Source organism: Chryseobacterium sp. 1B4 (genome assembly GCF_036631475.1).
Taxonomy (GTDB): Bacteria; Bacteroidota; Bacteroidia; order Flavobacteriales; family Weeksellaceae; genus Chryseobacterium.
In genome coordinates, this window is the sequence record NZ_JAPNUF010000006.1 from 136,913 (window position 1) to 162,089 (window position 25,177).

A 25,177-nucleotide genomic window follows, 5' to 3' on the forward strand; every position below is an offset into this window, starting at 1 on the left:
CTCTCTGAAACAGGTTCTTTTTTTATTTGCAGTTATAATAACCGTACGCTTATTGATCACAGGAAACACATTCAGCAGCAGTTTCCTCTTTATTTTGGGTCTGAGCCCCGTACAGATACATATATCTTATACTTACAACCAGACCAATAAAGGTCATCCCCACTCCCACCAGTGAAGGATAATTGAATGAATACCCATATTCTAAAGGAATTCCTCCCAGGAAAGCTCCCATTGCATTCGCAATATTAAAACCGGCCTGCATAAAAGCAGCGGCCATCATTTCACTTTTCGGGGCTGCTTTCATCATCATAATATTGATGGGTGATGCAATAGACATCGATAAAGCACCGCACATAAATGTCAGTACCAGAGCAATATTTTTATATTCTGCAAGAAAGAAAACACCTCCAAGAGAAATCATCATCAGGAAGATCAGGAGTACACAGGTTTTTCAGGACCTAATTTATCTGAAACAACTCCTCCCACAAGATTTCCTACCACCATACCGGCTCCGGCAAGAACCATTACATAGGCCATCTGGCTGCTTTTGATTCCGGCAACAATGGTCATTAGGGGTAATATAACTTAACCATGTAAAAAGTCCTCCAAATCCGATTGCTGTAATAGTAAGCACCAACCATGACTGTTTATTTTTAAGGAACTTCAGTTCTTCCATGAAATGAGTATTCTGGTTGGATTCCAGATTCGGAAGCCACAGTTTTAAAAATAAAATGGCAAAAAGGCCAATCACTGCTACGATCGCAAAGTACAGTCTCCAATGGAAGGTATGTCCAATATAAGTAACCAGAGGAACCATTGCGAGATTGGCAACCGTAAGCCCGGTAAACATCATGGATATATAAAACGCTTCTTTTCCTTTTCCGGCCATTCTTGAAGCAACCACCGTTCCTACGCCGAAGAACGCCCCGTGAGGCAGTCCGGACATAAAACGGATGACCAGCATACTGTTATATCCCGGAGCAATTGCAGAAAGAGCGTTAAACAGCGTAAAAAGGATCATAAAGGCCATCAGTACTTTTTTAGGTGGAAATTTTACAGAATACCCAATCAGAATTGGAGCTCCGATAACCACCCCCATGGCATAAGCAGAAATTAAATGACCGGCCTGCGGTATTGTAATCTGTAATGTTTTTGCTATATCCGGCAACAGTCCCATTACCGTAAATTCCGTAGTTCCTATTCCCAAACCACCGATAGCCAGTGGTATTATTCTTTTATCAATCTTCATCGTATCTAAATCTTTTCTGAATTAATTTTTCTTAATCATTTGATCATTTCTGTTTTGAAAGTGCAAAATTCGAAAGAAATTTTGAAATTCACTTCTCTTTAAATGATAAAAATTTGCTCCATATTAACCTTTTTATTTAATTTTAAATTCAGAAACAATCAAAACAGAACAAGATGAAAATCCAGAAAGAAATTATTGAATTTGAAAAAGGGAAATCATTCAAACTGTTTGCCCCTTCCCTGAAAAACTGTTTTTTCTGGCATTATCATCCGGAAATTGAACTGGTATATGTAGAAGCAGTGAATGGCATCCGGCATGTTGGGAAAAATATTTCAGGTTTTACAGACAGTGATCTTCTGCTGATAGGCTCCAATGTTCCCCATCTTAATTTTGATTACGGTATTCAGACCGAATGCAAACAGCTGGTCGTACAGATGCGGGAAAGCTTTCTTCAGGATGTCATTCTTCCTGTTCCTGAATTTGAAAATATTAAAGTGCTTTTAGAACGTTCCTATCTCGGACTGTCATTCTCCGGAGAAACCAAGAATACAGTTATTGAAAAGCTGCAGATCATTAAAGATAAAAACTCTTTTGAGTCTTTGATGGGACTAATAGAAATTTTACAGATTCTTGCAGATTCAACGGAAGTCAAAGAACTTAATAAAGAAGATACCAGAATCAAATGGTTTCTGAACGATAAAATCAGAATGGGGACCATCTACGATTATATTCACGAAAACTACGACACGAAACCTAATGTGAATGAAATTGCAGAAATTGTGAGTCTGAGCACACCGGCTTTCTGCCGTTATTTTAAAAAGCAGACCAATATGACATTTACAGATTTTGTCAACAATTACAGAATCAATCAGGCTAAAATATTTCTGCTGAAGGATCAGTCTGTAACAGAAGTCTGTTTTCAGGTAGGTTTTGAGAGTCTTTCTTATTTTAATAAATTATTCAAGCAGCATACAGGAGAAACTCCTTCTGAATTTAAGAAAAAGCATTTCAGACCTATTGAGATCAATGGAAAAATTGCTCCTATTACGAGGGAAACGGTTTGTAATAAGTAGGTTTGGCTAAAGCCGATTGATGATGTAATAGTTTAGAGCGGACTAAAGTCCGCTTCTGTTGATATGTACTTGACCACCCCGTCAAATTCTTTAAATTTTTGCCACCCCTCCAAAGGAGGGGAATAATGGATGCCGTTATTATAAGGATTGCCGATCCTAATTCCCTAATCCCTATCATCCATAATCTGCAATCTGCAACCCACCACCTGCCACCTGAAAAACAAAACCGCTCATTGCTGAACGGTTTATATTTTAATGAATATGTTTTTCTGCGTGGTAAGAACTTCTTACAAGAGGAGAGCTTTCAACGTGTCTGAACCCTAAGCTTCTTGCAAAATCTCCGAACTCATCAAATTCTTCCGGAGTAATGAATTTTTTTACAGGAAGATGTTTTTTAGTCGGTTGCAGATATTGACCCAGTGTAATTACATCTACATTGGCATTTCTGATATCTTCGATAGTCTGGAAAACCTCATCTTTGGTTTCGCCTAATCCAAGCATTACTCCTGTTTTTGTTCTCCTTTGCCCGGCTTCTTTCAGATATCTTAATACTTCAAGGCTTCTTTCATATTTTGCCTGGATTCTCACTTCTCTGGTAAGACGTTTTACTGTTTCCATATTGTGGGAGATCACTTCAGGAGCTACATCTACTAATCTGTCAAGATGTTTTGTAATTCCCTGGAAATCCGGAATCAGGGTTTCCATTGTTGTTCCCGGAGAAATTCTTCTGACCGCATTTACTGTTTCTCCCCAAAGAATAGATCCCATATCTTTCAGATCATCACGGTCTACAGATGTAAGAACGGCATGTTTGATCTTCATTAATTTGATGGATCTTGCTACTTTTTCAGGCTCATCCCAGTTAACATCGAGCGGTTTACCTGTTTTTACACCACAGAAACCACAGCTTCTGGTACAGATATTTCCTAAAATCATGAAAGTAGCCGTACCTTCACCCCAGCATTCTCCCATGTTCGGGCAGCTTCCGCTTTGGCAAATGGTATTTAATTTATATTTATCAACCAAAGTTCTCAGCTCTCTGTAATTCTTTCCGGTAGGAAGTTTTACGCGGATCCATTTTGGTTTTTGAACGGTAGTGTCTTGAACTGAATTTTCCATTTCTAAAATTGAAGTTCAAAGTTAAGGATTTTTTAATGGAAACCATCAACCGGAAATATTGATGAAACTGATCATCCGAAATTCATTTGTATATTTATGGCTCCAAAATATTCTTATGAGAACAATATTCCTTCTTTTATTCGTGGTGTGTGGGACATTCTGTTTTGCTCAGGAACAACTGCAGACGGCAGGATCTACGGTTATTGAAACAGCAGACGGCGATCTTGATGGTGACAAAATTCCTGAAAAAGTAATTGTTTACAATACAAAGGACACTACAGATATGGGAAACATCCGTGAAATTCAGATTCTGAAAAAGTAAACGGAAAATGGACGATCCTGGAGAAATCAAGAAATGCAGGGATGGAAAGCCGTGCAGGAGGTATGATGGGTGATCCTTATGGAGAAACCAAAATTGAAAAGGGAATTCTGATCATTTCACAGAATGGAGGAAGCAGCTGGAAATGGGATGTAACGGACAAATACAGATTTCAGAACGGACATTTTGAATTAATAGGAATATCTTCTACCTCAGGAAGACCGGGAGATTACTGGAAGGATATTGATTTCAACCTTTCAACAGGACAGCTGAACTTTTCAAAAGAAGTAGAAAACACGGCTGACTATGGGAAGTCTTTAAAAGAAACCTATATTAAAAAAGGAATAAAGATCAATCTGCAGAATAGAAACCAGGAAAAACAGCAAAAGATAGTTCTTCCGAAAACAAAAGAAGAAGTGTATTTCTAAGTAATAAGTTTTGGCTAAAGCCTCTGTTGAATTTATATTTTAGTGAACGGGCTAAAGCCCGTTCCTATTGAACAGAATTGACTTTTCTGATATTTAATTATCGTCAAACTCATTATTCTTCAACAATTCGGCTAAGACTTTTTTAGCGCGCATTACCCGTACTTTTGTATTGGCTACTGAGATACCCAGTTCTTCAGCAATTTCCTTGATACTTTTTTCTTCAAAAAACCTCAATTTGATAATATCCTGATAATTGGCATCCAGGGATTCTATGGTTTTGATGATTTTTTTTGCTCTTCTTCAGAGATCAGAAGTTCTTCCGGAGATTTTGCGTATTGGTTTTTGACCTCATCGAGATTTTCCACGGCATCTTCGGTGTCACGGTTCTTTTTCTCCAGAAATCAATTACGGTATTCTGGGCAATGGTCAGCACCCAGGTTTTAAACTGAAAATGAGGATCAAACATATCCAGTTTTGAAAGCACTTTTGAGAAAACATTGACGGTAATTTCATCAGCATCATTTTCATCTCTCACTTTCTTCATAACAAATGAGAAAACGTCCACCCAAAAAATATTAATGAGTTTCGTCTGGGCCTTCTGGTCTTTATCTTTGGCCTTCTGGATGAGCAGGAATAGCTGTTCGTCGTTCATTACTAACAAATATAGATTATTTGGAACGAAAAACAAAGGATAGGAAAGGTAAAATGGTAAAAAGGCAAAATAGCAAAATGGCAAAGCGGCAGATTAGTCATTTATCAGCATAATATCAAGATTGTTCAACTACAGCTATAAAAACCGCTTCACAATTTTACCGTTCCTCCTTTTTGTCTTTTCGCTTTTTTACCCTTAATACTTCTGAATTTATTATCTTTGCATCTTAAAATTTTAAAGTTAAAAATCAATGAATTCCTTTATAGAAGAACTGAAATGGCGTGGTCTGTTTGCCGATATGATGCCAGGAACCGATGAACAACTGAATAAAGAGGTAACTACTGCATATATTGGTTTTGATCCTACTGCCGATTCTTTACATATCGGAAGTCTTATCCAGATAAAAATCTTAGCGCACTTCCAGCAGCACGGCCATAAGCCTATTGCTTTGGTAGGAGGCGCTACGGGAATGATTGGGGATCCATCAGGAAAATCAGCAGAGAGAAATCTTCTGGATGAGGAAACCCTTTTACATTATGTTGACTGTTTAAAAAACCAGCTTTCAAAATTTTTAAATTTTGAAGGAAACCAACCAAACAAAGCTGAGCTGGTTAACAACTACGACTGGATGAAGAATATTTCTTTCCTTGATTTTGCTAAAAATATCGGAAAAAATATCACCGTCAATTATATGATGGCTAAAGATTCTGTAAAGAAAAGATTCTCAGGAGAAGGCGGTGCAGACGGAATGAGTTTTACAGAGTTCACCTACCAGCTCATCCAGGGATATGATTTCCTTCACCTGTACCAGAACAACAATGTTAAGCTGCAGATGGGAGGTTCTGACCAGTGGGGAAATATCACGACAGGAACAGAACTTATCCGTAGAAAAGCGCAGGGTGAAGCATTTGCATTAACGGTTCCTTTGATCACAAAAGCCGACGGTTCCAAATTCGGAAAGTCTGAGAGCGGAGAAAACTACTGGCTGGATAAAAAGAAAACATCTCCTTATAAATTCTACCAGTTCTGGCTGAACGCCACTGATGAAGATGCTGAAAGATTCATCAAGTTCTACACTTTCTTAGGAAAAGAAGAAATTGAAGCTTTAATTGAAGAGCACAAAACAGCTCCACACGAAAGAAAGTTACAGAAGAAACTTGCGGAAGAAGTAACGGTTTGGGTACATGGAAGAGAGGAATATGAAAAAGCATTGAAAGCTTCTGAAATTCTTTTCGGACGTTCTACTGCTGAAGATCTGGTAAGCCTTGATGAGGAAACATTCCTTGAGGTTTTTGACGGGGTTCCTCAAAAAGAAATTGCAAAAGCAGATGTTTTGGGAGTAAGTATTGTTGATCTTCTTTCTGAAAAATCAGGGTTCTTGAAATCTAAGAGTGAGGCACAAAGAGAGATTAAAGGAAACGCCATCTCTGTAAACAAACAAAAAGTAAATGATACTTTTACAGCCAATGAAACAGATCTTATTGATGGTAAATTCTTATTATTACAAAAAGGTAAGAAAAGTTACTTTATTGTAAAAGCTCAATAAATAAAGATTTCATTATATAAAAAAAGACTGTTTTACACAGTCTTTTTTGTTTACAGTCTATACAAAAGCCGTGAAAGAACTTCACGGCTCAGTTGAAAAGCTACCATTTTTAAAACTTACTGTCATTGCTGACATCGTATAAGAGCTATGAAAAAACTGATTGATATTGAAAATAATTGTATTGTCCGGTTTATTAAAATTTATAGGTAAGTCCTGCCTTTCCTCCTGAAGCTATCGTTCCTCCACCCAGTTCTACATGCACTGCAAGGTTTTGGGTAAAGAAATACCTGCCTCCGATTTGCCCTGCAAAACCTACTCCTGAAGACTTGCCATCAAAATAATCGAAATCTGATCCGTTATATTTATAGGAAAATGAATTGTAGGTCAGGGTAGCTCCTGCATATACATCCCATTTGTTCGGAATTTTAAGTAAGGTATTAAAATGATAGTTACCATTGGCTCCTACGCCAAACCAACTTCCCTTAACATCTCCTGAATAATTTTCAGTAGCATAGCTCCCTTCAATTCCTACTGTAATATCATTGTGTATGGCGTAATCTACCCCTACAGAAACAGGCAGCCCCCATCCGTTTGCTACTCCTATATCCACATTGATCTGTGCTTCTCCTTTCTGTATTCTCTGTGCATGCATACTTCCGAAAAGTAAGATCATTCCCAGCATAACGATTCTCTTTTTCATTCTTAATAGTTTATTTTTTGTTATTGTCTGCCTGCAAAACTATAGGGCAGCATAACAGGATACAACCCTTAAAAAAACGTATTTTTTTCTACTGATTTTTAGGTATTTTCCTGTCCCGAATTTTTAATTATCTTCACATTTAATAAAAAACTATCCTACCAAACACTGAAAATCAAAACAATGAAGAGATTATTCTGTCTTCTCTATCTTTTAATCCACTTTACATTACAGGCCCAGGGATTGTTTCCGCTTAATGAAAAGAAATATATTGACAGCCTGAAGATTTCTGTGAATAACACATCCGATAACACCTCTAAGGCCAATGCTTACTTTTTATTATCCAGCTATTATAAAATCACAGATACCACCGTAAGCAAAAAGTACCTGGAAAACGGTAAAAAACTTAGGGAAAAGATCCCTTCACCGAAGCTATTTATTATTATTACGAAGGGGTGTACGAACAGGATCTGAACAATGAAAAGGCATCAGCATTATTTCAGAAAGCTATTACGGCATTATCAAAACTTAAAGGCCAGAAACCGGCTATGTACAGGGCTCTGTGCTGGTATAATTATGGCATTTTACAGAAAAATAAAGAAGGATATCCTTTTCTGATTAAAACTATGATTGAAAAGAGTATCCCCACTGCTGAACAGTACGGTGAAGGCAAAATATTGGGATTTCTCTATGCCCAGCTTGCGCTGATGTTTACCTATAATGCTGAGTTTGAAAAAGCAGGAAGATACAATGAAAAAGCACTTCAGATTCTTGAAAGGAAAGAGCCCAACTCTACTGAGCTATTCTATGCCTATCTTAATACAAGCAGTAATTATTGTTATCAGGCAAAATGCAGTATGGGAAAACAATTTCTGGATAAGGCAGGAAATATGGTTCGTTCTTATCCCGATTCTTCGTCAAATACTTTCTATTATTATAACAGAGTATTATATTTCATTGGTATTCAGCAACATGAAGAAGCCCTGCAGACTATTGAAAAAGGATTATTTTATGCTAAAAAATTTCATCAGAAACTGCAGATGCAGATGTTTTATTTTCATAAATATGACATTTTCAAAAAGCTGAAAAGATATGCCGAAGCCAAGAATCTATTAGAAGAAATTCTGGCAGAAAAAACGCTTGCACGGGATCTTAACAACCGGAAAACCATTTACAGTCATCTTTCAAGCATCAATGAAATTATGGGAAATCTCGATGAGGCTTTATCATGGGAAAAAAATATTCAACATTAAATGACAGCCTGAATGCTGAAAATGTAAAGCTGGAGATCAATAAACTTGAAACCAGGTTCAATACCTCTGAAAAGGAGAAAAAATAGCTTTCCTGAATGCGGAAAAGAATCAAAAGCAGATGGAAGTGAATCAGAAAAATTCTTATCTGTGGCTACTGAGCCTTGTTCTGCTTCTTTTTTGAGTCTTCTGATCTTCCTGTTCATCATTTACAGAAAAAACAAAAACCTGTCTGAACAGAAAGAAATCAACCTTCAGCAGAAAATAGAAGATATTAAACAAAAGAAGAGCTCTCGCTTACCAAAGCAATTCTTGATGGTGAAGAAAGGGAAAGAGAACGTATTGCAAGGGATCTTCACGATGGCCTGGGCGGCATGCTGGCCGGTGTAAAGATCAATTTTTCTACCTGGTCCTCCAATCACCTGCATCCTGAAAAAGATCAGGAGTTTTATAAGATTCTGGAGCAGCTGGATAACTCTGTCAGTGAACTCAGGCATGTAGCAAGAAATTTAATGCCTGAATCATTGCTTAATTTTGGTTTGGAAACGGCAATCCATGACCTTTGTGAGTTCTACAGCAGAAAAAACCTTGAAATTGATTTCCAGGCTATTGACATTAATAAAACATTACCTTTAAACATCCAGCTTAATATTTACCGGATTGTACAGGAATTATTGGCCAATGCCGTAAAGCATGCTGAAGCCAGCAGTATTTTACTTCAATGCTCGCAATCCGGCGAAAAATTCCTGATTACCATTGAAGATAACGGGAAAGGATTTGATAAGAATATAAAAAACACTACCCAAAGTATGGGCCTCCGCAACCTGAAAAACAGAGTTAATTACCTTAGAGGAAAAATGGAAATCAATTCCGATGATCAGGGAACAACAATTAATATAGAACTCAACATCAATGGAGAATGAAAAAATAAGTATTATCATCGTAGACGATCACCCTATCGTCATTGAAGGACTCAGAATGATGCTCAAAAGCCAGCCTTTTTTTAATGTAGCAGGAAGCTTTACAAGCGGAGCAGAAACACTTGACTTTATCCGGTCACAAATGGTGGATATTATTCTCCTGGATATTACTCTACCCGATGGCAATGGCACGGAACTCTGCAGAGAAATAAAAAAAATATCCCCTAATACTTCGGTCATTATGTTCAGTAACCGCTCAGAAAGGAGTATTATTATGCAGTCTATTCAAAACGGGGCAAGTGGTTATCTTCTCAAAAATACTTCTATTGATGAGCTTGTGATATGCATCAGAGGAGCACTTTCGGGTGACATTGTTTTCTGTAATGAAACCAAACAGATCATCAGCCGCCTTTCCCAGAATGATCTGCCTGTTCCCAGACTGACTAAAGGGAAAAACAAATTCTACAGATGGTGGCACAGGGAAAAACCAGTAATATGATTGCTGAAGAACTGTTTTTAAGCCCTCTTACTGTAGATACCCACCGTAAGAACCTGCTTCAGAAATTCCATGCCAAGAACTCTACAGAATTGATCAGCCGGGCTATACAACGGCTGATTGAAGAATAAAAAAGACCGCTTAAAGCGGTCTTTTTATATAATGTTAAAGTAAATTTTATGGTTCCAGGAAGCTGTAATCGATTGAAGCAACCAATACACCTTTACCTTTCTTCTTCACTGTTCTTGCCACTTCTCCATCAATATACAGGGTGATTGTCAATTCAGAATTATCATCCGGCATTGAAGCATTGGCATCAAGATTCAGCTGTGCCTGGCTGGAGTTCACAAAGAATTCTCCACTTGTCCAGGGTGAATTTACCGGTGTCTGCGGAGTATTGTAAATCGTATTCTGAGTTGTACCTACCTGGGTTACAACGCTTATAATATCTCCTCCTGCAGTTGTTTTCACTTCAAACTGAACCACATGATCTTTAAACTCCTCATCATCATCTTTTTTACAAGAACTGACAACGGTGATTACAGAAAATAATAAAACGAATAAAAAAGAAAGTCTAAGTAAACTTTTTGAATTGTAAAATTGCTTCATTTCTCCAAATAGATTTTTTAATGTTTCAAATATAAGTTTTTTATTAATATAAAAATAATTTTTATGAAAAATTTCCAATAAAGATTTCCAAATAATATCAAATCAATAAAAAGAAAAATAACCGGAAAAATTCAAAAATACAGCACAAAGAATCAATCATTATACATAAATCATCCTGCGGCTGAAGTTCATTGTATGAATAATAAAAGTTAAGATCCTGCATGTAATTTAATTATATTTGCTGTATGAATTTAGATTATCTAGTAAGAGAGCCGGAAAATATTACATCCAACACCCCTATTCTTTTTATGCTTCATGGCTACGGCAGTAATGAGCAGGATCTTTTCAGTTTCAGGGAAACGCTTCCCTCTGACTGGATTATTGTCAGTTTCAGAGCTCCGCATGATACTCAATTTGAAGGATATTCTTGGTATGACATCAATTTTAATGATCCTGAAAACTTTATCAATGTTTCCCAGGCAAAAGAGTCACTCAATGCAGTTCTGGAAAGCATACTAAAAATCATCAACCATTATGGGCTGATGGAAAGCAAAGCCCATCTGTGCGGCTTCAGCCAGGGAGGTATATTATGTTATGCTTTAGCCTTACAACATCCTGAACTTTTCAACCGCGTTGCCTGCCTGAGCAGCTATCCCGAGGATAAAATTCTTGACGGTATTGTAAAAGATAAAGAAACTGGAAGGGCTCCGTTTCTTTATTTCGCATGGTACTGATGACGCTGTGATTCCATTGGAATGGGGAAGAAAGGCTGCAGACCTCCTTTATGATCTTAGCTGTTATTTCTCTTTCAGAGAATATATGAGCGGACATGGCGTGAATCAGAAAAATTATATGGATCTTATGGATTTCTTTTCCAAATAAAGAAAATGAATTTTAAAATAAATTCAACAAAAAACAGCACTTTATTGTAGTCTATATAAACATTCCAGTTTTGGAATGTTTTTTTATTATCATATGGATAAATTTACTAAATTCAGTAAATGAAATTTAAATTGCTTTTACTGGGATTATTTCTATGCATTTTTGTAAATGCCCAAAACTCTTTTGAGCTGATCAATACTAAAAAAGCAGTTATTCCTTTTAAGTTTATCAACAACCTTATCTTTATTCCCATTACTGTCAACGGTGCGGAACTTACCTTTCTGCTGGATACGGGAGTCTCAGAAGCCATTCTTTTTAGCCTGGAAAATAAGGAACTCAAACTGAGCAATGTTGAAAAAGTTAAATTTTCCGGCCTTGGAGGCAGTGTAAGTATTGATGGTTTAAAATCCGAGCGTAATATGGGCAAAATAGGAGATAAGATTGTGAATACTTCTATGTCTCTCTATATTATCATTGATGAAGAATTTAATATTTCGCCTCACGTAGGAATTCCTGTAAATGGAGTAATCGGCTATCATTTTTTCAAAGACCATCCTATCTATATAGATTATGCATCCAGGAAAATAACGGTGTATGAAAGTGCTGATCTTTTAAAAAAGAAAATCAAAAGGTTTGAAGAATTCCCAATTACAATTGAAAAGGATAAGCCTTATTTATACGCCGGTGTAGAAATGACGAATGAAAAAAAGATTCAAAATTACTGATTGACCTTGGAAACAGTGATGCCATATGGCTTTTCCCTACGCTTATTAAAAATTTCGTCTATAACAGACCTAATATTGATGATTTCCTTGGCCGTGGTTTCAACGGAGATATTTATGGAAAAAGAAGCCGTATTCATAATTTTTATCTTGGAGATTTTAAATTTGAAAAGCCGCTTACCGCTATGCCGGATGAATTTTCTATCCAGCACGTCAATTTAGTAGAAAACAGAAAAGGGTCTGTAGGCGGAGAAATTATGCGTCGTTTTACGGTTATTTTTGATTACCCTAATAAAAAACTATATCTGAAGAAAAACAGAAATTTTGATGATCCTTTTCATTTTAATATGAGCGGACTTGATTTTAAACAAGAAGGACTAGAATGGGAACAAGACAGAGTAAAAATTGAAACAGAAAAGTCAGTTTCTGTAGTTAATGTAATCTATAATGATTCTTTTCAATATAAATTCAGTCTAAAACCCATCTTTTCAATTGCGGGAGTGAGAAAAGATTCTCCTGCATTTAAGGCAGGACTTCAAAAAGGAGATAAAATTATCAGCATAAACGGATCCAGAACTTCAAATATGACTCTGGAAACAATGGTAGAACTTATGAAGTCTAATGAGGGACGAAATATCACTATAGTTGTCCAAAGAAAAAATGAAGAACTGACATTCCGCTTCATGCTTGAAGACCCAATTCCTTATCAAGAATAAAAGTATGAAAACTGAAGAAACCACCTTAGACAGAATAAGGACCAGGCCAAGATTTAAAATGTTTACTCACCTCACCAAGGAAGAGTATGCTGAAAACCTGAAAAAATATATGGAAGAGCATAAAGATGAATTTTCCGGTAATATCAATAAAGAAGTTGCCACGATCTGGGTCACAACAAAGGACGACAGTTATTGGAAACCACGGCTTGCCTTACGTGTAGAAATTGAGGATGAGCATACCGTAATACGTGGAATATTCGGGCCTAGTTCTGCGGTGTGGACATTTTTTATGTTCCTGTACTTTTCTTTTTCTATTTTCTGGATGACTTTTTTCACCATGTATTACGTGGAGAAACAAATAAAAAGCGCCGAATACCCATGGGCATTGAGCGCTTCTTTTGTTATGTTGTTTTTTATTCTTCTTACTTATATCGCTGCGAGATTCGGGCAGCATAAAGGTAAAGATGAGATGCTTAAGCTGCGAAGGTTTGCTGAAGAATCTACTTTACAGTTTGAAAAGAAAATTAATTAGACTGAGATTCCACAGGTTTTTCATTCTGAATGGGTACCGCCATCGCTTTTGCTGCTTTGATAGAATCCACTACTTTTTCTCTGTTGCTTTGCTCTTTCAGCATTTTCGGAACTTCAGGTTCCAGAAGTTTTGTAAGTTCTTCAACAGATATATTATTGGCATTAGGATCATCCAGCAGATTTCTCCATGGTTTTCTTCCGCCCCATTTATAATCTCCGAATACCATTACTGCTGTACCTTTTGCTTTGGTAGTAGCTCCGCCGGGATTCAAAATCCAGGTATCAGCATAAGAATACAGCCATTGGGCATCTTTCCTCAGTAATCGCAAGCAGGAATGTGAAGCAGGATATCCGGGAAGGGTATATTCATGCCATCCAATTCCTCCGATATTATGAATATTGAAGTTATAAGGAAGTTTCCATTCGGTGCTCACTGTAGAAATAGCCAGTTTCTTCTTCCAGTTGGCGAAAGTAAGCCCTCTTGTGGTCTGAGCAGCTTTTTTACCCATACTGGTAGGTCCCCATTTTACAAGACTTCCGTTAGAATAAACTGCAAAAGCTTGTATAGGATATGAGAAGATGACAAACTTTTTCACCCCGCTTAATACATCAAGCTGCATAGGAAATGGTGAATAGGCCATCAGAGTTGTATCTATTTTGGCAGGAACTACCAAGGTATCAGCATTCCATTTGCTTTTAGAATCTAATCTGTTTAAAGCTAAAATAGCGGTTCGTTCTTCTACACTATATTTCTTGCTGAATTCTGCATACACAGAATCACGCATTTTTTTATCTTTTGGAAGAACAAAAGCATTATAGAACCCATTTTCCTGCATTACAGGAGGAACAGATTCTTTCTTTACCACGGGAACAGAATCTTTCTTTACAGAATCTTTTTCTGCCTCCGGCGTTTCCGAAGCAGAAACAGTATCTTTAAAAGTATCGCTTATTTTTTCTATTTCTTTTTTACATGAAACAAGGAAAACAGCGCATAAACATGCATAAAGAAAGGATTTTTTCACAGATATGTTTTTCATAAATAAATCGGCCGTTTAGTTTGGCTACCCAGTACAAATATCAGACCTAAAATTGAATCATAAAAGAGATTGTTAAAAATACCGTAAAAAAACGGTAATTTCAGACATTTAATAGAATATTATTCATCTTTCTGTTCTTTAATACTTACCATTCTAAAGTTCCGTTTTTATTAAAACGGTAAACATCTGATGCCCTCTCATTCAGCCCGGGCAAGCTGTCTTCAAAAACCGGCTATCTTATTTGTAATAGTAAATCCAATATACAACCTGCACCCAATAGAAAATAAATAAAAACTGAAAATCACCGAAGCTGATCAGAATTCATCCTTAGCCATGATTCTGCTTATGACCTGATATTTAATAATTTGTTAAAGATACCATGCTCATATTATCTATAATTTTGGCAAAATATCAGTTATCATGCTATACATCATTATGGTAGTTGTACTACAGGCACTTATCACTCTTACCCTGCTTATGTCCCTTATCAGAAACAGAGAATCTGTACTGAATATGCTTCTTCTTTATATTGGAGTGGTTACACTGGATATGGGATATGAATATTTTATCATTCAAAGGTTCGGCTATGAATCTGTTCTGTATGAAATTCCCGGAAGTCTCCGTGTTTTCAAAGGTCTTATTTTCCTTTACATCACCACCCATTTAATTCATGCAAAATGGAGAGATAAACTCAAGTACCTCATTGTTCCGTTAACGCTGGTCGTTATTCATCATGCTATTGCGATTTCTGCAAAGATGCTTGACCTTTCCTGGGCTGACCTGGCTATCAGTTCCTATAAATCTTATTTTGTCTACTACAGTTATTACTGGCTTGCCAGCCTTATTTTATGTATTTATTTACTGACAAAATACCGCAAAAATATTACTCATCCTGCAGCAGGTAATTTCCGTTATCTGGTTTGTTATGTATTACTGGGTGTGCTGGTATTCTGGGCAGTTTATAAGCTGGGCTGGAATACTTTGATCTATCAGAAAATCTACAGTCTCCTGTTTCTTTTTCAGTTCGGGTGGATTTTGTACGTTTATATTGTAACGTACCAGCATAAGCTGCAACAGCAAAATACAGCCAATCTTTCTGCTCCCAGAGAAACCTATCTGTATAAAGATCTTTCAAAAATTGATTTTGACGCGGTACAAAATGCCATTATCTCTTTCTACCAGGAGAGTCATGATTATCTGGATGAGGAATTTACTTTAGACCAGCTTTCCGGCCATCTGAAAATAAGCAAGGCAGATCTAAGCATCACTTTTAATAAGTATCTTCATTCCAATTTTCACGAATACACCAACAGACACCGTATTCAGCACTTTAAGCAAATCTTACAGGAAGATCCTTCGGCCAGTGTAACAGATCTTGCATTTCAATGTGGTTTTAAGTCAAAGTCTACCTTTTATAAATATTTTAAAATGGAGTTTGACTGTCTTCCTTCTCAGCTTGTTCATTAGTTACAATTATTTAACATTAGCAACTCACTGGTTTACAATGCAGTTCACCTCGAACTCGAGAGAAACAGTTGGATAAAATTTAAATGAACCAAAACTTTTGCAGGAGCCGGCATCTTTGCATCAAACTTTATAAGGATGTCACAAGAAAGACTTTTTTTAACAAAAGCAGCATTTTTCTTCTTGGGCCTTTGGCCTTTGCACAAACTACCGTTCACGGAACAGTAGTAGACAGCCAGGGAAATCTTCCCAATGCCCTGGTTTATATTGAAAACAGCGGACAGAAAGTAACTTCCGATACTGATGGTTCCTTTGTTCTTAATAATGTTTATGACGGCAGTTATAAACTTGTTGTAGAATATAAAGGATATGACAGTGTTTATATTCCTTTCACCGTAACGGATAAAAAGGAAGTGAATATCGGATTGATTAAATTCGGAGCTAAATTCAAAGAGAACAATCTTCAGGAGGTAGTTGTCACCAGTGTATACAAAGCATCACAGGCCAGGGCGATTACCATGAAAAAATTCCAACACCATTACGGAGGTACTTTCTGCCGATGCCATCGGGAAACTGCCGGACCGTAATGCTGCGGATGCCGTACAGCGGATGCAGGGAGTATCTATTGAAAGGGATATGGGTGAAGGACGCTTTGTAGCGGTAAGAGGTACACCTATACAATGGACTGCTGCTACCCTGAATGGAAACAGAATGCCAAGTGCCAGCGGTGATAATGCCAACCGGGGTATTCAGATGGATATCTTTCCCTCGGAACTTATTCAGAATGTACGTCTATCTAAGGCTCTTACTCCTGACCTTGACGGTGATGCCATTGGCGGAAATGTGGATTTTATCACGAAAACTTCCCCAACAAAGAAACACTTGCCATCAGTATGGCTTCAGGCTACGTCAACATGTCCAAATCCCCCGCCTACAATACTTCCATCGTCTACGGAAATAAAATCACTGATAAGCTGAAATTCATTACCTCAGTAGTGATCTGGGAGCGTTCTACAGCTATAGATCAGATGAGAAATATTTACAATTATGGACTGAAAGATAAAACCGCTTCTTATTCTATCAACCAGTTACAGCTTCGTGATTATCTGGCAAACCGTAGAACTTTGGGATTCAATTTAGGATTGGATTATGAGATAGACAGCAGAAATAAATTATATGCAAAAGGCTTATACAGCCAATATAAAGACGGCCAGTCCGTAAGGGAAACCTATTTCAACTTTGACAGTAAAAATGTGTTGCTTCAGGCCCGTCATGCAGATTATCTTACTGATTTATATTCTATGCAGCTGGGAGGAAATCACCAGGTGGGACAGCGTATGCAGGTGGATTGGTCTTTGTCTAAGGCGCGTTCTGAGTTTAAATTTAACTCTCCGGACAACCTTGACCCTTATGAAAGAGGATATCCTATGGTGAATTTTATACAGCCAATGACCTATGGAAATTTATCTGCTGACGGAAGAAAGTATATGGCAATGGATGCGCCGGACGGGATCGGGGATACGGGAAGATATACCCTGCCCTATAACCAGCAGGTTATCTCAGCAGATAAGCTCAGACTTAACCAGATTATCCTGAGCCAGAACCGCAACAGTGAAACGGATCTTAGAGGACAAGTTGATATTAAATATAAAGTTACCAATAATTTTGAGCTAAAAATCGGAACAAAATACAACAACAAAAATAAAATTGTGAACAGTTCCCTGCTTGTCTGGATGCCTAAGTCATCATTGGGAATTCCCGGCGCTCCGGTCACTTATCTGAATCAGCTTGAGCGTGAAAATTTCCCATATAAAGGAGGTTTCATGAATCCTTTAGGTAATCCTTATAATGCTGTGATCATTGATCAGATAACAAACGGACAGATTGATCTGATGTACAGCCCAGCCACACAAAACAGCTTAGGACTGATGCAGGTGAGCAGTAAGGAAAGCAACTCCAATATTACCAGCTCCTACAAAGGTACTGAAAACGTATGGGCAGCTTACCTGATGGGAACCTGGAAAATTTCAGATCAGATCCAGGTATTGGGAGGATTCAGAAATGAATATAATGACGTTACCTTCTGGGGTAAAAAAGTAGTTTCTGATAAAAACAACAAAACCGAAGATATTAAAGACACAAAAACCTACAACGTAGTCCTGCCAATGATAAATATGAAATGGAATATCAGCAGTGACCGCATTCTGAGGCTGGCTTATACCCGATCTTTTGCAAGACCAGATTTCAATGACCTGAATCCCGGAACCATTGTGAATGATATTACCAATACCATTACCCAGGGAAATACCCGGCTTGATCCTACATTTTCAAATAATTTTGATCTTATGTTTGAGAATTACTTCGGAAAACTGGATCTGATAACAGCCGGGGTATTTTATAAGGATATCACCAATCTTATCTATAAAGACCAGTCTGTGGCAGATCTTGCAGGAAGAACCTATACATTCACAGCCCCTAAAAACCTTGAAGGAGCAAAGCTTTTTGGTTTTGAGTTCGGGATATCCAAACGTTTTGAAAACCTGCCCGGCTTCCTGAAAAATATTGGCTTTGAAGGAAATTACACGTATATCTCTTCCAAAATGAATATGCCGGTCTATGAAAACGGGCAGCAGACAGGAACCATGACGACCACTATTCCTAATCAGGCCAAACATATTTTCAATACCATTCTCTTCTATGAAACGAGTAAGCTTATGGTCCGCCTGGCCGGAAATTATAAAGGAAACTATGTAAGTGAAATCAGGGCGGCTGCAGGTGCAGACCATTATCAGTATTTTGATAAAAACTTTACGGTAGATCTTTCCACTTCTTACAGCCTCACAAAGAAAGTCCGCCTTTTTATTGAGCTTAACAATATCTTCAATGAACCCAACCGCTATTATATGGGCACTAAAGACCGCGTAGAAAATATTTCTTACTCAGGAATACGCGGACAGCTGGGATTCAATTTCAATTTTTAATTAAAAATTTTTATTCATATGAAAAAGTATATATATGGAGCTGCATTTTGTATGACAGCACTTGTACAGGCACAGGATAAATGCCAGGATATAAGAATCAACCAGCTGCAGGTTGTAGGAACGCATAATTCATACGCCCAGCCGGCAGATCCCAGAGTACTGGAACTGGTGACTCCAATTATCAACGGGATGATGCAGAAATACAGCAGTATGATGTCTGAGGAACAAAAAGCCAGGTTTAAAGAATATCATCCCTACGGAATGGATTTGAAAGAAGGGCTAAATTATAATCATCCCGGCTTCACAGAGCAGCTCAATGCCAACCTGAGAGGGCTGGAAATAGATGTTTATTATGATCCGGAAGGCAGCAGATTCAGCCATCCTGCAACGTATGAGATGCTAAAAGCCAAAGGAGTAAATGACCTGGCTCCATTGAATAGCAAGGGACTGGATCAGCCGGGATTCAAAGTACTCCATATGGCAGACATCGACTTCAGGACACACTACCCTACTTTAAAAGATGCCCTTATCGCTCTTAAAACATGGTCTGACCAGCATCCCGGACACACCCCCGTTTTTATGATGATTGAAGCCAAAGACTCCGGTTTCCCCATTCTTGAAAACAGTACAAAAGTTCTTCCATTTGATAAAAAAGCTTATGATGAACTGGATGAAGAAATTGTAAAATATCTGGGAAAGGATAAGATTATCACCCCAAAGGAAGTGCAGGGTAATTTCAAAACGCTGAAAGAAGCTGTTACCCACAACAACTGGCCAAAGCTTAATGACAGTAAGGGAAAATTCATTTTTATGCTGCTTCCCGGAAGCGCCGGAACTCTTTCTTCCAAAAATAATCCTTATTTAATTGATGGCTCATTAAAGGAAAGAATTATGTTCCTTAACAGTGAACCGGATGATTCTTTTGCTGGATTCATATTAAGGGATAATGCTATTGTAAGACAGAAAGAGATACAGAATCTGGTAAAACAAGGTTATATGGTAAGAACCAGATCTGATATTGAAACGTACGAAGCCAAAACCAACGATTTTACAAGATCCAAAGCAGCTTTCAGCAGTGGTGCCCAGATTATTTCCACCGATTTTTTCCGCTCAGGAAACAGCTATGGAACATCCTATTTTGTACAGCCTCCTCAGGGAAAAGCTTATCTTAATAATCCTTTAAATTCTTCCTGCAGATAAATATCAAGATTCTGACGAATCTCTTATTACAAAAAAAGTCTTCTATTTCTAGAAGACTTTTCGCGATCCGGACGGGACTCGAACCCGCGACCTCCGCCGTGACAGGGCGGCATTCTAACCAGCTGAACTACCGGATCAATTAAAAATTGTTGTTTTTAACTGGCGCAAATATATAGCTTTTTTTAAATTTTCCAAAGAAACAGATTTCTTTTCTTTCAAAGCTATCTGTAAAATACACATTTTCAAATATAAAAATTTAAGATATATCTGCTATTAAATACCCTTTTACCAAATTTTACTTAGAAAATTCAAGAAAGCCGATTATAAAAACACACACAAAATCAACATTCTTGTTACTTTAAATTCTAAGATGATAAGTTCTTCGTACTATGTAAGGATATTCTTTTTGTTCTTATCCTAAAACTGAATGTTCTTTTTTATTTGGAAATACCTCGATCATAACTTTTTCAATTCTTTCTCTCTCCTCATCAGATAAATTAGATCCTGAAGGCAGACACAGGCTGTTTTCGAAAAGAGTTTCGGCTACTTTTCCTCCATAGTATGGTGCATCTTCAAATACAGGCTGCAAATGCATCGGCTTCCAGATAGGTCTGGATTCGATATTATCTTCCAGAAATGCCAAACGTAAATCTTCACGGGATTTTGATGTTTTTGTTCCGTCTATTGTAATGACAGACAACCAATGATTACTGTAAAAATCAGAGTTTGGTTCCGAAAGTAATTCAACCCCTTCTATTTTTTTACAAACTTCAGCGTAAAAATCGTGCATTTTTCTGCGCCCTTCTACTCTTTCTTTCAATACTTCCATCTGCCCACGCCCAATACCGGCACTGATATTACTCATTCTATAGTTATACCCGATATGTGAATGCTGATAATGTGGAGCTTCATCTCTGGCCTGTGTGGAAAGAAATACAATTTTATCCTTATCTTCCTGGGAATGGCATACCAGAGCCCCGCCTCCAGATGTCGTAATTATTTTATTACCATTGAATGATAAAATACCAAAACGTCCAAAAGTACCACATGCCTTTCCTTTATACTGAGAGCCTAATGATTCTGCAGCATCTTCAATTAAGGGAATGTCGTATTCTGCAGCAATTGATAAAATTTCATCCATTTTCGCCGGCATCCCATAGAGATTGACAACAATAACAGCTTTTGGTTTTTTACCTTTTGCAATTCTGTCCTCTATGGCCTCCTTCAACGCTGCCGGGCACATGTTCCAGGTATCTTTTTCAGAATCTATAAACACGGGAGTAGCTCCTAAATAAACAATAGGATTGGCAGAAGCTGAGAATGTCATAGACTGACATATTACTTCGTCACCATAACCAACATTGCATTCCACTAAAGCCAGATGCAAAGCAGCAGTTCCTGAGGAAAGTGCAGCTACTTTAATTTTTTCATTTAAGAATTTCTCCAAATCCTTTTCAAAGCCATCAACATTTGGTCCTAAAGGTGCGATCCAATTGGCGTCAAACGCTTCATTAATATACTTTAATTCATTTCCTCCCATATGGGGGAGGACAACCATACTCTTGATTTCATAATCTTAAATTTTTAAACTTCTACTTTTTATTATTCTTCCGGGATTGCCTACAACAGTACAGCCATCCGGTATATCACTGATAATAACCGCTCCGGCTCCAATGGTGCACCATTTCCCGATTGTTATACCCTGTATTACACTGGCTCCGATTCCTATGTGGGTTCCTTCCCCTACATATACATTGCCTCCCAATGCCGCATTTGGAGAGATGTGCACAAAATCTTCAAGGATACAATCATGGTCAATTGAGGCATTTGTATTGATGATACAGTGTTTTCCTATTCTTACTAATACATTAATAGTAGCACCGGGCATCACGATAGTCCCTTCCCCTATCTTTACTCTTTTGGATACAATTGCTTTAGGATGGGAAAGTGTAACATAATTGAACAGCTCTCCCTGCTCAACTATTCTTTTCCGTATCTTGTTGTTCCCTATAGAAATAACGACATCTATGCCATGTGATGGAACCTCGTTAAGAACAGGATAGTTTAATACCTTCTCTTTCATTAAATTTTCATCAATAAAAGCCTCAATATTATAACCACTCTCTTCAGCCACTTCAGCCACAACCTTACCATGACCACTTGCTCCGTATAAATACATGCTTGTCTACTTTTTTAATTAATTATTCCCTTTAAAAGCTTCTACTGTAGCTTGATCTACCTGGTTTATTCCTTCTCTTATCATTACTTTTTTTATCGTAAGAAGGATCACCTTACAATCTATTGCCAAAGACAGATTATCCACATACCATACATCCAGCTCAAATTTCTTTGTCCAGGAGATTGCATTTCTTCCGTTCACCTGCGCCCAACCTGTAATCCCGGGACGTACCGTATGCCTGCGCCTCTGAGTTTCGTTATATAAAGGCAGATATTGCGGCAACAAAGGGCGTGGTCCTATAATTGCCATATCTCCTTTCAATACATTGATCAATTGCGGAAGTTCATCCAGAGAAGTTTTCCGTATGAAACTTCCTACAGGCGTTAAGCGTTCCACATCTGGCAAATAATTTCCATTAGTGTCTTTTTTATCATTCATCGTCTTAAACTTAATGATATTGAATATCTTTTCATTTAATCCCGGTCTTGCCTGAACAAAAAACGGTTTACCCTGATTGGCAAAGTACAATAAGACCATTACAATTATAAAAATGGGTGCCAGCATGATAAGCGCTGTTAACGCTATCAAAAAATCCAAAAGCCGTTTCAAAAAAACTTATACACGATATTCTCTCTTTAATCAATTTGTTGTATTCGCTTAATATAGCATTCCAGATCACAGACTGCTCGAACCTATCTTCAATCATTGGCCGGGCATTCTTTTTTAATGCCTCATAAAAATCTCTGTCTGAGATCATTCTTTCCATTTCTTTTGAAGCCTTTCACTATCTTTTACCGGAATGATTACTCCATTCTGGTTTTCTATAATAATTTCATTGCATCCGTTGATATCAGAAACAATACTTGGCAATTCCATTGCTCCGGCCTGCATCACCACATTGGGGAATCCTTCACGATAACTGGGAAAGACCAATGCATCAGAAATCGCAAAATAAGGGCGCACATCTTTTTGAAATCCTACAGAGATGACATCCCGGTTAGTTTCAATTTCTTTTAACGTATCCGGAGATAGCGGATCCAATTCCTGTTCCAATGGACCAACCAGTAATAATTTTGAACGCTGCCGGTTTTCGTTTTTATTTAAAGCTGAAAAAGCTTTTATCAGTTCATTAATTCCCTTATCTCCTACCAAACGTCCCACAAAAGACAAAAACAAAATCCGAGTTTTCTATTTTTAATTCTTTTTTCAGTAGAATTTTCTGATCTTCTGAAACTTGTTCAGGCGAAAAGTAATTCAGATCAATTCCATTTACATTTCCGTTAGCAATTACTTTTAAGGGTTTTGACGTTATTTTGTAATCAATCAAATCCTTTTTAACGCCATGACCTTCAGGATAAATATGGGTAGCAGACCTGCAAAGCAACCGGTCCATTCCTATAAGCAGTTTCTGTACAACACCTTTTCTGGTAGGAAAAATAAGTCCGGTAAAGGTATGAATCCGGATAGGAACACCGGCAATTTTACCTGCCAGCATAGTCAAAAGACCAGCTTTAGGAGTAATAGAATGTACAATAACCGGTTTTTCTTTTTTAAAATCCTATATAGCCGGTAGAGAGAGGCAAGATCTTTAACGGGGCTGATTCCTCTTTCCATGTCTACACCAATAGTCTGTATTCCTTCCCTTTGCCTTACTTCGTCAAGCAACTGACCTTCAGAAGAAATCCCTACGATTTCATAGAATTCGCTTAAGAATTTCAATTGTCCTTTCAACAATACGTTTAAAGACAGTGGTATGGTTGATGTCCGAATAATTTTCATATCAATTAATATAGAGATTGAATATCTTTTATTAATCTGTTTCTACTCTCTGTAACCAATCTCATAGACTGATCCAGCTTTGATTTTATCTGATCGTATTCTGAAATAGCCTTATCAAACATTTTAATCAGCAGTTCCGGCTGTACATCCTGAATCTGAACAACATAATCATCAAGATTAAAATCTCCCATGATTCCCAAAGCTTTGTTACCTCCGTATCCTATAGCAATGGATGGTACCAGAGATGTTAATGAGAATATAATGGAATGAAAACGTGTACCCACGAAAAAGTAGAAGTTGGAATACACTGCTTTCAGCACATCGCATGATAGATTTTCATTAATCCAGATCATATTCGGATCCTGAACTATATTGAGCAGATCCCTGATTGCGTTACGGTCATCTTCATGGGAGTTAGGCCCCAAAGACTGATTACATAAGGCCACTTTATAACCTTTATCCAATAGGTGTTTTGTAAGTTTTGCCACAGAATCAATATATTTCTTGTACAAAACTTCCGGATTGGAAAGCCCTGGAAAACGCCAAGGACGAATCGTTATCCCAACAATTTTATCTTCTGCAGACAGATTATATTTCTGTAATATTTTTAATGCTTCATCCTGACTGCCTTTTTCCAGAAAAAATCCAAGGTCCATTTCTACAGGAATATTTTTTTCAAGTAACTGACCTAAGCTTTTTGCAGAAACATTTTCACGGGCGTATACCAGATCCAGCCTGTTGAATACAGAACGTACCTGCTGCTTCACAGTAAGTCCTATAAAAGGTCCGTATGAGTTGGGTAAAAAGACTACTTTTTTCCCCAATGCTTTAGCTAATCTTACATAGAACAGAAAATACCACATCAGGTAAGGCGCCGTTTTTTCTCCATAGGCATGAATAAAACCTCCTCCTTTTACAAAAATAGTTTTCGCATCGTGAAACTGTTTAACGGTCTGGTACGTTTTATCATCAAAGGATTTCTTTACTTTCTCAAGATCATTGCATATCTTAATTAAATATCTTGTATTTTTAAAATCTATACCGGCATTTCTGATCTGCTTTAAAAGTTCAAGCTTGGATTCTTTTATATGCTCATCAGATTTATGCTGCCCTCTGCGGGGGTGTTTCAGGATGTTATCCAATAGCTTAAAGCCATGCTCCTCAGATTGTTTACATAGTAATTCTCTTTCTTCAGCGTTCTCTCCTGCATCCAATATATATACCTCATCATAAAGCCCGGTATCTTTGGCCAATCTCCAGCTTTCCCAAACGAGAGCCTGGTCACCTTTATTTAAATCTGTTACTCCGGGTACTATTATAGCGTTCAT

The 25,177-nt window shown here is 37.5% G+C and carries 27 protein-coding genes, 1 tRNA gene and 4 pseudogenes; 19 read left to right on the forward strand and 13 right to left on the reverse strand.

Features of this window, described 5'->3' with window-relative positions; all coding sequences use genetic code 11:
* Positions 1–49: 49 nt before the first annotated feature.
* Both OWR28_RS26875 and OWR28_RS06465 read right to left on the reverse strand, forming a co-directional pair.
* Positions 50–424 (reverse strand): hypothetical protein, encoded by a 375-nt coding sequence (locus tag OWR28_RS26875; RefSeq protein WP_494168437.1) that lies wholly within the window; start codon positions 422–424, stop codon positions 50–52.
* Positions 425–463: 39 nt separating this feature from the next.
* A complete protein-coding gene (locus OWR28_RS06465; protein ID WP_494168438.1) occupies positions 464–1,249 on the reverse strand; it encodes an MFS transporter in 786 nt (261 codons plus the stop codon).
* 173 nt (positions 1,250–1,422) lie between these two features.
* Between OWR28_RS06465 and OWR28_RS06470 the strand changes: the two genes are divergently transcribed.
* The gene (locus OWR28_RS06470; RefSeq protein WP_332385960.1) at positions 1,423–2,322 is read left to right on the forward strand and encodes an AraC family transcriptional regulator; all 900 of its coding nucleotides are present in this window, start codon (positions 1,423–1,425) and stop codon (positions 2,320–2,322) included.
* A 252-nt stretch (positions 2,323–2,574) separates the two neighbouring features.
* On the opposite strand, the gene lipA is transcribed toward OWR28_RS06470, so the two are convergent.
* Positions 2,575–3,441 carry a lipoyl synthase gene (gene lipA / locus OWR28_RS06475; RefSeq protein ID WP_076596790.1) on the reverse strand — a complete coding sequence of 289 codons (867 nt, stop codon included), beginning with the start codon at positions 3,439–3,441 and terminating at the stop codon, positions 2,575–2,577.
* Between the two features lie 115 nt (positions 3,442–3,556).
* On the opposite strand from lipA, the gene OWR28_RS06480 reads away from it, so the two are divergent.
* Together OWR28_RS06480 and OWR28_RS06485 are read left to right on the forward strand one after the other, a co-directional pair.
* Positions 3,557–3,763: a hypothetical protein gene (locus OWR28_RS06480; RefSeq protein WP_332385961.1), complete on the forward strand. Its 207-nt coding sequence runs from the start codon at positions 3,557–3,559 to the stop codon at positions 3,761–3,763.
* 41 nt (positions 3,764–3,804) lie between these two features.
* A complete protein-coding gene (locus OWR28_RS06485; RefSeq protein ID WP_332385962.1) occupies positions 3,805–4,188 on the forward strand; it encodes a hypothetical protein in 384 nt (127 codons plus the stop codon).
* 93 nt (positions 4,189–4,281) lie between these two features.
* Here OWR28_RS06485 and OWR28_RS06490 read toward each other — a convergent pair.
* Positions 4,282–4,840: pseudogene (locus tag OWR28_RS06490) on the reverse strand (RNA polymerase sigma factor).
* 250 nt (positions 4,841–5,090) lie between these two features.
* On the opposite strand from OWR28_RS06490, the gene tyrS reads away from it, so the two are divergent.
* On the forward strand, positions 5,091–6,386 hold the full coding sequence (gene tyrS / locus OWR28_RS06495; RefSeq protein ID WP_332385963.1) for a tyrosine--tRNA ligase: 1,296 nt from the start codon (positions 5,091–5,093) through the stop codon (positions 6,384–6,386).
* A 193-nt stretch (positions 6,387–6,579) separates the two neighbouring features.
* Here the strand turns inward: tyrS and OWR28_RS06500 are convergent, their stop codons facing one another.
* A complete protein-coding gene (locus tag OWR28_RS06500; protein ID WP_332385964.1) occupies positions 6,580–7,086 on the reverse strand; it encodes an outer membrane beta-barrel protein in 507 nt (168 codons plus the stop codon).
* A gap of 180 nt (positions 7,087–7,266) precedes the next feature.
* Between OWR28_RS06500 and OWR28_RS06505 the strand changes: the two genes are divergently transcribed.
* The 6 genes from OWR28_RS06505 to OWR28_RS06530 are packed head-to-tail and all read left to right on the forward strand — an operon-like array spanning position 7,267 to position 9,880.
* The gene (locus OWR28_RS06505; RefSeq protein ID WP_332385965.1) at positions 7,267–7,557 is read left to right on the forward strand and encodes a hypothetical protein; all 291 of its coding nucleotides are present in this window, start codon (positions 7,267–7,269) and stop codon (positions 7,555–7,557) included.
* The gene (locus tag OWR28_RS06510; protein ID WP_332385966.1) at positions 7,539–8,336 is read left to right on the forward strand and encodes a hypothetical protein; all 798 of its coding nucleotides are present in this window, start codon (positions 7,539–7,541) and stop codon (positions 8,334–8,336) included. The genes OWR28_RS06505 and OWR28_RS06510 overlap by 19 nt, the downstream gene beginning before the upstream one ends.
* A 45-nt stretch (positions 8,337–8,381) precedes the next feature.
* A complete protein-coding gene (locus tag OWR28_RS06515) occupies positions 8,382–8,723 on the forward strand; it encodes a hypothetical protein (RefSeq protein WP_332385967.1) in 342 nt (113 codons plus the stop codon).
* Positions 8,708–9,256: an ATP-binding protein gene (locus OWR28_RS06520; RefSeq protein WP_332385968.1), complete on the forward strand. Its 549-nt coding sequence runs from the start codon at positions 8,708–8,710 to the stop codon at positions 9,254–9,256. The genes OWR28_RS06515 and OWR28_RS06520 overlap by 16 nt, the downstream gene beginning before the upstream one ends.
* Positions 9,246–9,752 (forward strand): response regulator transcription factor, encoded by a 507-nt coding sequence (locus tag OWR28_RS06525; RefSeq protein ID WP_332385969.1) that lies wholly within the window; start codon positions 9,246–9,248, stop codon positions 9,750–9,752. The genes OWR28_RS06520 and OWR28_RS06525 overlap by 11 nt, the downstream gene beginning before the upstream one ends.
* Positions 9,749–9,880: a LuxR C-terminal-related transcriptional regulator gene (locus OWR28_RS06530; RefSeq protein WP_332385970.1), complete on the forward strand. Its 132-nt coding sequence runs from the start codon at positions 9,749–9,751 to the stop codon at positions 9,878–9,880. The genes OWR28_RS06525 and OWR28_RS06530 overlap by 4 nt, the downstream gene beginning before the upstream one ends.
* A 46-nt stretch (positions 9,881–9,926) precedes the next feature.
* Here the strand turns inward: OWR28_RS06530 and OWR28_RS06535 are convergent, their stop codons facing one another.
* The gene (locus OWR28_RS06535; protein WP_332385971.1) at positions 9,927–10,358 is read right to left on the reverse strand and encodes a hypothetical protein; all 432 of its coding nucleotides are present in this window, start codon (positions 10,356–10,358) and stop codon (positions 9,927–9,929) included.
* Positions 10,359–10,603: 245 nt separating this feature from the next.
* On the opposite strand from OWR28_RS06535, the pseudogene OWR28_RS06540 reads away from it, so the two are divergent.
* From OWR28_RS06540 to OWR28_RS06555, 4 genes and pseudogenes are all read left to right on the forward strand, one after another.
* Positions 10,604–11,240: pseudogene (locus OWR28_RS06540) on the forward strand (alpha/beta hydrolase).
* 119 nt (positions 11,241–11,359) lie between these two features.
* Positions 11,360–11,965: a retropepsin-like aspartic protease gene (locus OWR28_RS06545; RefSeq protein WP_332385972.1), complete on the forward strand. Its 606-nt coding sequence runs from the start codon at positions 11,360–11,362 to the stop codon at positions 11,963–11,965.
* A 182-nt stretch (positions 11,966–12,147) separates the two neighbouring features.
* On the forward strand, positions 12,148–12,678 hold the full coding sequence (locus OWR28_RS06550) for a PDZ domain-containing protein (protein WP_332385973.1): 531 nt from the start codon (positions 12,148–12,150) through the stop codon (positions 12,676–12,678).
* Between the two features lie 4 nt (positions 12,679–12,682).
* Positions 12,683–13,210, forward strand: coding sequence for a hypothetical protein (locus tag OWR28_RS06555; protein WP_233332734.1), 528 nt, complete (start codon positions 12,683–12,685; stop codon positions 13,208–13,210).
* Here the strand turns inward: OWR28_RS06555 and OWR28_RS06560 are convergent.
* Entirely contained in the window at positions 13,203–14,231 is a 1,029-nt protein-coding gene (locus tag OWR28_RS06560) for a L,D-transpeptidase (RefSeq protein WP_332385974.1), read from the reverse strand. The two genes, OWR28_RS06555 and OWR28_RS06560, sit on opposite strands and share 8 nt — an antisense overlap.
* Before the next feature lie 435 nt (positions 14,232–14,666).
* On the opposite strand from OWR28_RS06560, the gene OWR28_RS06565 reads away from it, so the two are divergent.
* The 5 genes from OWR28_RS06565 (at position 14,667) to OWR28_RS06585 (ending at position 19,891) form a co-directional block, all read left to right on the forward strand.
* The gene (locus OWR28_RS06565) at positions 14,667–15,713 is read left to right on the forward strand and encodes a helix-turn-helix domain-containing protein (RefSeq protein WP_332385975.1); all 1,047 of its coding nucleotides are present in this window, start codon (positions 14,667–14,669) and stop codon (positions 15,711–15,713) included.
* Positions 15,714–15,901: 188 nt separating this feature from the next.
* Complete coding sequence (locus tag OWR28_RS06570) at positions 15,902–16,297, forward strand: carboxypeptidase-like regulatory domain-containing protein (RefSeq protein WP_332385976.1); 396 nt, start codon at positions 15,902–15,904, stop codon at positions 16,295–16,297.
* Entirely contained in the window at positions 16,284–16,688 is a 405-nt protein-coding gene (locus OWR28_RS06575; RefSeq protein WP_332386341.1) for a TonB-dependent receptor plug domain-containing protein, read from the forward strand. The genes OWR28_RS06570 and OWR28_RS06575 overlap by 14 nt, the downstream gene beginning before the upstream one ends.
* A complete protein-coding gene (locus OWR28_RS06580) occupies positions 16,625–18,691 on the forward strand; it encodes a TonB-dependent receptor domain-containing protein (protein ID WP_332385977.1) in 2,067 nt (688 codons plus the stop codon). The genes OWR28_RS06575 and OWR28_RS06580 overlap by 64 nt, the downstream gene beginning before the upstream one ends.
* An 18-nt stretch (positions 18,692–18,709) precedes the next feature.
* Positions 18,710–19,891 carry a phosphatidylinositol-specific phospholipase C domain-containing protein gene (locus tag OWR28_RS06585; protein WP_332385978.1) on the forward strand — a complete coding sequence of 394 codons (1,182 nt, stop codon included), beginning with the start codon at positions 18,710–18,712 and terminating at the stop codon, positions 19,889–19,891.
* Between the two features lie 63 nt (positions 19,892–19,954).
* On the opposite strand, the gene OWR28_RS06590 is transcribed toward OWR28_RS06585, so the two are convergent.
* The 6 genes and pseudogenes from OWR28_RS06590 to OWR28_RS06615 all read right to left on the reverse strand — a co-directional run bounded on the left by OWR28_RS06590 (position 19,955) and on the right by OWR28_RS06615 (position 25,177).
* Positions 19,955–20,028 (reverse strand) — tRNA-Asp (locus tag OWR28_RS06590).
* Between the two features lie 275 nt (positions 20,029–20,303).
* Positions 20,304–21,463: pseudogene (locus OWR28_RS06595) on the reverse strand (DegT/DnrJ/EryC1/StrS family aminotransferase).
* Positions 21,464–21,467: 4 nt separating this feature from the next.
* Positions 21,468–22,070, reverse strand: a complete 603-nt coding sequence (locus tag OWR28_RS06600) for an acetyltransferase (protein WP_332385979.1) — start codon at positions 22,068–22,070, stop codon at positions 21,468–21,470.
* Positions 22,071–22,088: 18 nt separating this feature from the next.
* Positions 22,089–22,679, reverse strand: a complete 591-nt coding sequence (locus OWR28_RS06605; protein WP_332385980.1) for a sugar transferase — start codon at positions 22,677–22,679, stop codon at positions 22,089–22,091.
* Between the two features lie 22 nt (positions 22,680–22,701).
* Positions 22,702–23,849, reverse strand: a pseudogene (locus tag OWR28_RS06610) (glycosyltransferase family 4 protein); the annotation flags it as partial.
* A gap of 5 nt (positions 23,850–23,854) precedes the next feature.
* Entirely contained in the window at positions 23,855–25,177 is a 1,323-nt protein-coding gene (locus OWR28_RS06615) for a polysaccharide pyruvyl transferase family protein (RefSeq protein WP_332385981.1), read from the reverse strand.

Coding starts and splice junctions, on each gene's coding strand:
- OWR28_RS06550 (WP_332385973.1), top strand. CDS start 12,148: ATGCCGGATGAATTTTCTATCCAGCACGTCAATTTAGTAGAAAACAGA.
- OWR28_RS06615 (WP_332385981.1), bottom strand. CDS start 25,177: ATGAACGCTATAATAGTACCCGGAGTAACAGATTTAAATAAAGGTGAC.
- OWR28_RS06470 (WP_332385960.1), top strand. CDS start 1,423: ATGAAAATCCAGAAAGAAATTATTGAATTTGAAAAAGGGAAATCATTC.
- OWR28_RS06585 (WP_332385978.1), top strand. CDS start 18,710: ATGAAAAAGTATATATATGGAGCTGCATTTTGTATGACAGCACTTGTA.
- OWR28_RS26875 (WP_494168437.1), bottom strand. CDS start 424: ATGATGATTTCTCTTGGAGGTGTTTTCTTTCTTGCAGAATATAAAAAT.
- tyrS (WP_332385963.1), top strand. CDS start 5,091: ATGAATTCCTTTATAGAAGAACTGAAATGGCGTGGTCTGTTTGCCGAT.
- OWR28_RS06500 (WP_332385964.1), bottom strand. CDS start 7,086: ATGAAAAAGAGAATCGTTATGCTGGGAATGATCTTACTTTTCGGAAGT.
- OWR28_RS06565 (WP_332385975.1), top strand. CDS start 14,667: ATGCTATACATCATTATGGTAGTTGTACTACAGGCACTTATCACTCTT.
- OWR28_RS06485 (WP_332385962.1), top strand. CDS start 3,805: ATGGAAAGCCGTGCAGGAGGTATGATGGGTGATCCTTATGGAGAAACC.
- OWR28_RS06600 (WP_332385979.1), bottom strand. CDS start 22,070: ATGTATTTATACGGAGCAAGTGGTCATGGTAAGGTTGTGGCTGAAGTG.
- OWR28_RS06465 (WP_494168438.1), bottom strand. CDS start 1,249: ATGAAGATTGATAAAAGAATAATACCACTGGCTATCGGTGGTTTGGGA.
- OWR28_RS06505 (WP_332385965.1), top strand. CDS start 7,267: ATGAAGAGATTATTCTGTCTTCTCTATCTTTTAATCCACTTTACATTA.
- OWR28_RS06530 (WP_332385970.1), top strand. CDS start 9,749: ATGATTGCTGAAGAACTGTTTTTAAGCCCTCTTACTGTAGATACCCAC.
- OWR28_RS06580 (WP_332385977.1), top strand. CDS start 16,625: ATGTCCAAATCCCCCGCCTACAATACTTCCATCGTCTACGGAAATAAA.
- OWR28_RS06525 (WP_332385969.1), top strand. CDS start 9,246: ATGGAGAATGAAAAAATAAGTATTATCATCGTAGACGATCACCCTATC.
- OWR28_RS06545 (WP_332385972.1), top strand. CDS start 11,360: ATGAAATTTAAATTGCTTTTACTGGGATTATTTCTATGCATTTTTGTA.
- OWR28_RS06520 (WP_332385968.1), top strand. CDS start 8,708: ATGCTGGCCGGTGTAAAGATCAATTTTTCTACCTGGTCCTCCAATCAC.
- OWR28_RS06555 (WP_233332734.1), top strand. CDS start 12,683: ATGAAAACTGAAGAAACCACCTTAGACAGAATAAGGACCAGGCCAAGA.
- OWR28_RS06535 (WP_332385971.1), bottom strand. CDS start 10,358: ATGAAGCAATTTTACAATTCAAAAAGTTTACTTAGACTTTCTTTTTTA.
- OWR28_RS06480 (WP_332385961.1), top strand. CDS start 3,557: ATGAGAACAATATTCCTTCTTTTATTCGTGGTGTGTGGGACATTCTGT.
- lipA (WP_076596790.1), bottom strand. CDS start 3,441: ATGGAAAATTCAGTTCAAGACACTACCGTTCAAAAACCAAAATGGATC.